Annotated in this window: 7 protein-coding genes; 3 read left to right on the top strand and 4 right to left on the bottom strand. The window is 66.3% G+C overall.

Features of this window, described 5'->3' with window-relative positions; genetic code table 11:
* Positions 1-279: 279 nt before the first annotated feature.
* Entirely contained in the window at positions 280-630 is a 351-nt protein-coding gene (gene clpS, locus ACX93N_RS13705; protein ID WP_459428999.1) for an ATP-dependent Clp protease adapter ClpS, read from the top strand.
* Positions 631-649: 19 nt separating this feature from the next.
* Positions 650-2932 carry an ATP-dependent Clp protease ATP-binding subunit ClpA gene (clpA, locus tag ACX93N_RS13700; RefSeq protein ID WP_459428998.1) on the top strand — a complete coding sequence of 761 codons (2283 nt, stop codon included), beginning with the start codon at positions 650-652 and terminating at the stop codon, positions 2930-2932.
* A gap of 14 nt (positions 2933-2946) precedes the next feature.
* Here clpA and infA read toward each other — a convergent pair whose 3' ends face one another.
* The 4 genes from infA to trxB all read right to left on the bottom strand — a co-directional run bounded on the left by infA (position 2947) and on the right by trxB (position 5686).
* Positions 2947-3165, bottom strand: coding sequence for a translation initiation factor IF-1 (infA, locus tag ACX93N_RS13695; protein ID WP_035513460.1), 219 nt, complete (start codon positions 3163-3165; stop codon positions 2947-2949).
* 108 nt (positions 3166-3273) lie between these two features.
* Positions 3274-4008, bottom strand: a complete 735-nt coding sequence (locus tag ACX93N_RS13690) for an arginyltransferase (protein ID WP_459428997.1) — start codon at positions 4006-4008, stop codon at positions 3274-3276.
* Positions 4005-4718 (bottom strand): leucyl/phenylalanyl-tRNA--protein transferase, encoded by a 714-nt coding sequence (aat, locus tag ACX93N_RS13685; RefSeq protein WP_459428996.1) that lies wholly within the window; start codon positions 4716-4718, stop codon positions 4005-4007. Before aat ends, ACX93N_RS13690 begins: the two co-directional genes overlap by 4 nt.
* Positions 4719-4729: 11 nt before the next feature.
* Positions 4730-5686, bottom strand: coding sequence for a thioredoxin-disulfide reductase (gene trxB, locus ACX93N_RS13680; RefSeq protein ID WP_459428995.1), 957 nt, complete (start codon positions 5684-5686; stop codon positions 4730-4732).
* A gap of 180 nt (positions 5687-5866) precedes the next feature.
* Between trxB and ACX93N_RS13675 the strand changes: the two genes are divergently transcribed.
* Entirely contained in the window at positions 5867-8179 is a 2313-nt protein-coding gene (locus tag ACX93N_RS13675) for a DNA translocase FtsK (RefSeq protein WP_459428994.1), read from the top strand.

Genomic DNA, 8179 nt, shown 5'->3' with positions numbered 1-8179 from the left:
GGGGGGGGGGGGGGGGGGGGGGGGGGGACCCCCCCAAAAGGTTGGGTGTGGGGGGGAGGGGTGTCCCCCCCCCCCCCCACCGCCCCGGGAAGGCTCAACTCGCAACTTCCGGGGCGCCTGCCGGCCAATCAGACCTCGCAGCTGTTGTCCCGGGTCAGTGCGACCGTTTTTTTTCAGTCTACCCGTCTCACTCCGCTGCCGCTGGGATTCAAGGAGATTTGTCTTATAATGCAGGCGTTGGTACCGAATCCGAGGGAGCCACAGAGCAGTATCGTGAGCATGATGCGCAGCCGTTTCCCCGTGCGCCTGTCCGCGCAGGAAGACGACGCCGATGGCGGTCTCGCGCTGGAGAATGCGCGGCCCGAGCTCAAGAAGCCCCCGCTGTACAAGGTCGTCCTCCTCAACGACGACTACACGCCCATGGAGTTCGTGGTCGAAGTCCTGGAACTTTTCTTCCTCATGAACCGCGAGCAGGCGACCCAGGTCATGCTCACGGTGCACACTCAGGGCAAGGGCGTCTGCGGCGTCTACACCCGGGACATCGCCGAAACCAAAGCGGCGCAGGTTAATCAGTATGCACGGGAGCACCAGCATCCGCTCCTGTGCGAGATCGAGGCATCGGAGGGTTGAACCCCGGGGAGCACTGGCCATGCTGAGCAAGGATCTTGAGCAGACCCTCAACGACGCGTTCCGGGCGGCGAGGGCGCGCCGGCACGAGTTCATGACCGTGGAGCATCTGCTCCTCGCGCTTCTCGACAACAATGACGCCATCCGCGTCCTCAAGGCCTGCGGCGCGGAGATCAGCAACCTGCGCGGCGACCTCGTCGAGTTCATCGATTCGACCACACCGCTGATCCCCGAGGACGACGCGGAGCGGGAGACCCAGCCCACCCTCGGCTTCCAGCGGGTCCTGCAGCGCGCCGTGTTCCACGTGCAGTCCTCCGGCAAGAGCGAGGTGACCGGCGCCAACGTCCTCGTCGCCATCTTTTCCGAGCAGGAGAGCCAGGCCGTCTACTTCCTGAAGACGCAGAGCGTCACCCGCCTCGATGTGGTCAACTACATCACCCACGGCATCTCCAAGGTCGCGGACGAGGAGGGCGAGGACGAGCAGGTTTCCGGCGCGGCCGCGGATGCCGGTGGCGACGAGGCGGAGGCCAACCCGCTCGACACCTACGCCACCAATCTGAACGCCGAGGCGGAGGCCGGCCGCATCGACCCGCTCATCGGCCGCATTGCCGAAGTCGAGCGGGTGATTCAGGTCCTGGCCCGGCGGCGCAAGAACAATCCGCTGCTGGTCGGTGAATCCGGCGTGGGCAAGACCGCAATCGCCGAGGGCCTCGCCAAGATGATCGTCGACGGCGAGGTGCCCGGGCTGCTCAAGGAGGGTTGCGTCTACGCGCTGGATCTGGGTGCGCTGCTCGCCGGCACCAAGTACCGGGGGGACTTCGAGAAACGTTTCAAGGGCCTGCTCGCCGAACTCAAGCGCCGGGAAGGGGCCATCCTCTTCATCGACGAGATCCACACGATCATTGGTGCGGGGGCGGCCTCCGGTGGCGTCATGGACGCGAGCAACCTGCTCAAGCCGCTGCTCACTTCCGGGAAGCTGCGCTGCATCGGCTCCACCACCTTCAGCGAGTATCGCGGCATCTTCGACAAGGACCGGGCGCTCTCCCGCCGCTTCCAGAAGGTGGACGTGCTCGAGCCCAGCCCCGACGACGCCTACAAGATCCTCAAGGGCCTCAAGTCCCGCTTCGAGGAGCACCACGGCCTGCGTTACACCGACAAGGCGCTACGCGTGGCGACCGACCTGTCCGCGCGCTACATCACTGACCGGTTCCTGCCGGACAAGGCCATCGACGTGATCGATGAGGCGGGTGCCTTCCAGCAGCTCCAACCGCCGTCGAAGCGGAAGAAAGTCGTCGGCAAGAGCGATGTCGAGGCAGTTGTCGCGAAGATTGCCCGCATTCCGCCGAAGACCGTGAGCAGCAACGACAAGGAGGTCCTGCAGAAGCTCGAGAGCAACCTGCGCATGGTCGTGTTCGGTCAGGACAAGGCGGTCACGGCGCTGTCCACTTCCATCAAGATGGCGCGGGCCGGGCTGCGCGGCGGCGACAAGCCGATCGGTTCTTTCCTTCTTGCCGGTCCGACGGGCGTGGGCAAGACCGAAGTCACCCGGCAGCTGGCAAAGATCCTCGGTCTCGAACTCATCCGTTTCGACATGTCGGAATACATGGAGCGGCACACCGTCTCCCGGCTCATCGGGGCGCCGCCCGGCTACGTCGGGTTCGACCAGGGCGGCCTGCTCACCGAAGCCGTCACCAAGCATCCGCACGCGGTGGTGCTCCTCGACGAGATCGAGAAGGCCCACCCGGAGGTCTTCAATCTCCTGCTGCAGGTCATGGACCACGGCACACTCACGGACAACAACGGCCGCAAGGCGGACTTCCGCAATGTCATCCTGGTAATGACGACCAACGCCGGCGCCGAGAACGTCAGCCGGCGCACCATTGGCTTCACCACCCAGGACCACAGCACTGACGCCCTCGAAGCGATCAATAAACTGTTCACGCCGGAGTTCCGCAATCGCCTCGACAGCATCGTGCAATTCGAACCGCTGGGCGAGGACGTCATCCTCACGGTGGTCGACAAGTTCCTCTCCGAGCTGCAGGGCCAGCTCGACGAGAAGCGGGTACTGCTGGACGTCGACGAGGACGCCCGCCTGTGGCTGGTGGAGAAAGGCTACGACCGGCACATGGGCGCCCGGCCCATGGAGCGCGTCATCCAGGAGCACATCAAGAAACCCCTGGCAGAGCTGGTGCTCTTCGGTGCGCTGGCAACGGGCGGCACGGCCTGTGTGCGCCTGAACAAGGCCGGGGACGCGCTGGAAGTGCGGGTGGAGGAGGAAGAGGCTGCGCTCGCCGAGGAGGGCTGAGCGCGCGGCGCGCCTCAGCGCTCGCGGTAGGTGATCCGTCCCTTGGTGAGGTCGTAGGGTGTCAGTTCGACGCGAACCTTGTCACCGGTGAGAATGCGGATGTAGTTCTTGCGCATCTTGCCGGAAATGTGGGCCGTGACGACGTGGCCGTTCTCCAGCTTGACACGAAAGGTGGTGTTGGGAAGGGTGTCGATGACTTCCCCTTCCATCTCGATCTGGTCTTCCTTTGCCATATAACCCCGGGGTCCTGAAACGACGAGCGCGCATTTTGCCGCAAAGCTCGCCGGGATGCCACCGGTCCGCAACAGCCGGTCCGCAACAGGCCGCGGCGGGGCGGGCGCTCAGAAGAACTCGTCATCGTCGCCCGGGTCCACGGCCTGCCAGCGATTCTCCCGGTAGAGTTCCAGGGGCCGGTACTCGGCCTTGTAGGCCATCTTGCGGCAGTTGCGGATCCAGTAGCCCAGGTACACGTGAGGGAGGTCGCGCGCCCGGGCGGCCTCGATCTGCCAGAGGATGGCGTAGCGGCCGAGGGCCCGGTCCGCGGCCTCGGGATCGAAGAAGGTATAGATCGCCGAGAGACCGTCCAGCATCTCGTCGACCACGGCGACAGCGAGCAGCCGATCCTGCTCCCGGAACTGGTAATAGCGGGTACAGTCCCAGGCGTTGCTGAGGAAGGACTCGTACTGCTCCCGGTCCGGAGGAAACATGTCCCCGTCGGCGTGACGTTCGCGGATGTAGCGCTCGTAGAGGCCGTAGCACTCGTCGTCCCGGATGTGCCCGGCCTCGCGCACGGAGAGGTCGCTGTTGCGACGCCAGCTGCGACGCTGGCTGCGGTTCGGCCGAAACTGCGCTACCGGGATCCGCACCGGAATACAGGCGTTGCAGTGCGCGCAGTGAGGCCGGTAGATGTGGTTCCCGGAACGGCGGAAACCGAGCAGCGACAGGTTGGTATAGAGCACCTGGTCGACCGGCTGGCGCGGGTCGATGAACAGGGTGGTCGCCTCCTCGTGCTCCAGGTAGCTGCAGCGGTGAGGATAGGTGGTATAGACCTTGAGATCTCGCAGTGAAGACGTCACGCCAATGCTCCCGTCTCTGCCGGCAGCCGCCAGGCGCCCGGTACCATCTCGTCACCCACAGTTTGGGCAAGCATCGCCTCGAAGTCCACTCGGGGGATGGCGCGGGCTCCCAGGGACAGGAGGTGACCTGTCTCAACCTGGCAGTCTATCAGCCGGCCGCCCCCGGCCTCGAGGAGGCGGGCGAGGCCGGCGAGGGCGACCTTGGAGGCATCCGGAGCACGGCTGAACATGCTCTCGCCGAAAAACGCGCCCCCGAGGCAGACACCGTAGAGGCCGCCGGCGAGGCGCCCCTCCCGGTCCCAGGCCTCGATGCTGTGGGCGTGGCCCGCGTCATGGAGTGCGCCGTAGGCGGCGACCATGCGCGGCGAGATCCAGGTACCGTCCTGGCCGGGGCGCGGCGCCGCGCAGGCGTCCATCACCGCGCGGAAGCACGCGTCTACGGTGAGCCGGTAGCGCTCCCGGCGCAGGGTGCGACGCAGACTGCGGGAGCAATGGAATTCCGCCGGGAACAGCACAAGGCGCGGGTCCGGCGTCCACCAGAGCACGGGCTGTGGATCTTCGAACCACGGAAAGATACCGCGACGATAGGCGGCGAGGAGCCGGTCGGGTCCCAGGTCTTCGCTGACCGCAAGCAGTCCGTTCGGGTAGTCCAGAGCCTCGCTGCCGGGCGGGAAGGGGTCGTCCGGCGCCAGGAACGGCAGCAGCGGCACAGGCGTGGTGCCTAGCTGTCCTTCAGGGCGTCGAGGTACTTCTCGGCATCGAGGGCCGCCATGCAGCCGAAGCCCGCGGACGTGATGGCCTGGCGGTACACGTGGTCGGCGACATCGCCGGCCGCAAAGACCCCCGGCACGCTGGTCTGCGTGGCGTTTCCGTCGGTGCCGCTGGTCACGGTGAGGTAGCCCTCGCGCATGGCGACCTGGCCGGCGAAGATGTCGGTGTTCGGCTTGTGTCCGATGGCGATGAAGACGCCGGACAGCGGCACCTCCTGCAGCGCGTCATCCACCGTGGAGCGGAGCCGCATGCCGGTCACGCCGCTGTCGTCCCCGAGCACTTCATCGAGTACGTGGTTCCACAGGATGCGGACCTTGCCCTCACGCTCGCGGGCAAACAGCCGGTCCTGCAGGACCTTTTCCGCCCGCAGCGCATCGCGGCGGTGCACCAGTACGACTTCCTCGGCAATGTTGGCGAGGTAAAGTGCTTCCTCGACTGCCGTGTTGCCGCCGCCGATGACGGCTACCCGCTGGTTGCGGTAGAAGAAACCGTCGCAGGTGGCGCAGGCGCTGACCCCCTTGCCCATGAAGGCCTCCTCGCTCGGCAGCCCCAGGTACTGGGCCGAGGCACCGGTGGCGATGACGAGCGCGTCGCAGCTGTAGCGGCCGCTGCCCTCGAGGAGAAAGGGGCGGCGAGACAGGTCCACGGCCTCGATGTGGTCGAAGATCACCCGGGTATCGAAGCGCTCCGCATGCTCCAGCATCTGCTGCATGAGTTGCGGGCCCTGCAGGTCCGCCGGGCCACCGGGCCAGTTCTCCACCTCCGTGGTGGTGGTCAGCTGGCCACCCTGCTGCATGCCCGTGATCAGCACCGGCTGGAGATTGGCGCGGGCCGCATAGACAGCGGCCGTGTAGCCGGCGGGGCCGGAGCCGAGGATGATCAACGGGTGGTGCTGGGGTTCGCTCATGGACCGATCCTGTCTGCGTTGGCGGGAGTCGCGAAGGGCGCTAATGGTAAAGTATCGGGACGGTGCCGGCAAAGACCGCTCTTATTTTGAAAAGCAATTGAGCTTTGCCCTATAACTTTATGATTTAATTGGTTAAACTGAGAGCTTTTCCGCCGTAGGGCGGCGGGTTGAGGACAGCACGTGACGCGGACGGCGAAAACAACGGAAAGCCCCTGGGGTCCGCGCTGGCGCGAGGGAGCCTTCATCGGCATCAGCGCCGCCTGCCTCTACCTCCTGCTGGCGCTCGTGACCTACTCGAGCGGCGACCCGGGCTGGTCCGCTACCGGGAGCGGCGGCGCAGTCCGCAATCTCGGTGGCCCCACCGGGGCGTGGCTCGCCGACGTCTTTCTCTCCCTCGTCGGCTGGGCGGCCTATCTCTTCCCGGTGATGCTCGGCTACCGCGCCCTGGTGATCTTCCTCGAGCGGCACAAGCCCGGCGCTTTCGACTGGACCCACCTCAGCATCCGGCTGCTCGGTTTCGTGCTGGTGATGGTCGCCGGGACGGCCCTCGCGGCCCTGAACGACAGTGGGCAGTCCGCCTTGCCCCAGGGGGCGGGCGGCATCCTCGGGCAGGCCATCGGCGGCGCCTTCGCCGGCGCCTTCAGCGCTGTGGGAAGCCGCCTGATCCTCGTCGCCGTCTTCCTGTTCGGGGTGACCATCTTCACGGATCTGTCCTGGCTGCGGCTCATGGACCGCCTCGGTGCCGCCGCCCTCGGCGGCCTTGGCCGGCTCCGGGGCTGGACCGTCGCCCGCATCGACAGCCTGCGCGACCGGCGTGCCCGGGAGCGGCACCTGGAGGCACGCAAGGCGGTCATCACGGAACACGTCGAGAAAGAAAAGAAGCGCAAGCCGCCCAAGATCAAGCCGCTGGAAACAAAGGTCGAGACCAGCGAGCGCGCCGAGCGCGAGAAGCAGAAGCCGCTCTTCGATGCCCCGGTTACCGGTGAACTGCCACCGCTGGAACTCCTCGATGCCGAGGTCAAGGACCCGGACAAGGGCTTTTCCGCGGAAGCACTGGAAAAGCTCTCCAAGCTCCTGGAGCTGAAACTTGCGGACTTCGGCGTGTCGGCGGAGGTGACCGCCGTCTACCCCGGGCCAGTCATCACCCGCTTCGAGCTGCAGCCCGCGCCGGGGGTCAAGGTTTCGCGCATCTCCAACCTCGCCAAGGACCTCGCGCGCTCGCTGGCCGTCATCTCGGTGCGCGTGGTCGAGGTCATCCCCGGCAAGAGCGTGGTCGGCATCGAGATCCCCAACGAGGACCGGGAGGTGGTGAATTTCCGCCAGGTGCTCTCGTCGCGCGCCTTCGACCAGTCGAAGTCCGCCCTGACCCTGGCCCTCGGCAACGATATCTCCGGCCAGCCCGTGGTCGCGGACCTCGCCAAGATGCCGCACCTGCTGGTGGCCGGTACCACCGGCTCGGGCAAATCCGTCGGGGTGAACGCCATGCTCCTGTCGCTCCTGTACAAGTCGACGCCCGAGGACGTGCGCCTGATTCTCGTCGACCCGAAGATGCTCGAGCTCTCGGTCTATGACGGTATCCCGCACCTGCTCACGCCGGTGATCACGGACATGAAGGATGCGGCCAACGGGCTGCGCTGGTGCGTGGCCGAGATGGAGCGGCGCTACAAGCTCATGGCCGCGCTCGGCGTGCGCAATATCGCCGGCTTCAACCGCAAGATCGACGAGGCGCGCAAGGCCGGTAACCCCCTTGTCGACCCGCTGTGGACGCCGGACCCGATGTTCGCGGAAACGGACGAGGAGCAGCAGCCGCCGGCGCTCGAGCGACTGCCCTTCATTGTTGTGGTCATCGATGAATTCGCCGACATGATGATGATCGTCGGCAAGAAGGTCGAGGAACTCATCGCACGGATCGCCCAGAAGGCCCGCGCGGCGGGCATCCACCTCATCCTGGCCACCCAGCGCCCGTCCGTGGACGTAATCACCGGCCTGATCAAGGCCAACATCCCCACGCGCATTGCCTTCCAGGTCAGCTCCAAGGTTGATTCAAGGACAATTCTCGATCAGGGCGGCGCGGAGCAGCTCCTCGGCTACGGCGACATGCTCTACCTGCCGCCGGGTCACGGTATCCCCAACCGCGTCCATGGCGCCTTCTGCTCCGACGACGAGGTGCACCGGGTCGTCTCGGACTGGAAACGCCGCGGCGAGCCGGCCTACATCGAGAGCCTGCTGGACGAGGGCAGCAGCGTCGCGGTCACGCCAGGGGAGCTGCAGTCGGAGGAGGGCGACGACGAGGACGACGCGCTCTACGACGAGGCGGTGCACTACGTTACCCAGAGCCGGCGGGCATCCATCTCCAGCGTCCAGCGCAAGCTGCGCATCGGCTACAACCGCGCCGCCCGCCTCATCGAGGCCATGGAGGCGTCGGGCGTGGTGTCGGAGATGGGCAGCAACGGCCAGCGCGAGGTGCTCGCGCCGCCACCGGTCGGAGATTGA

It is taken from the genome of Pseudohaliea sp., assembly GCF_054552115.1.
The sequence above is the reverse complement of the archived record's forward strand: the minus strand, read 5'-3'. Positions and strand labels throughout refer to the sequence as shown.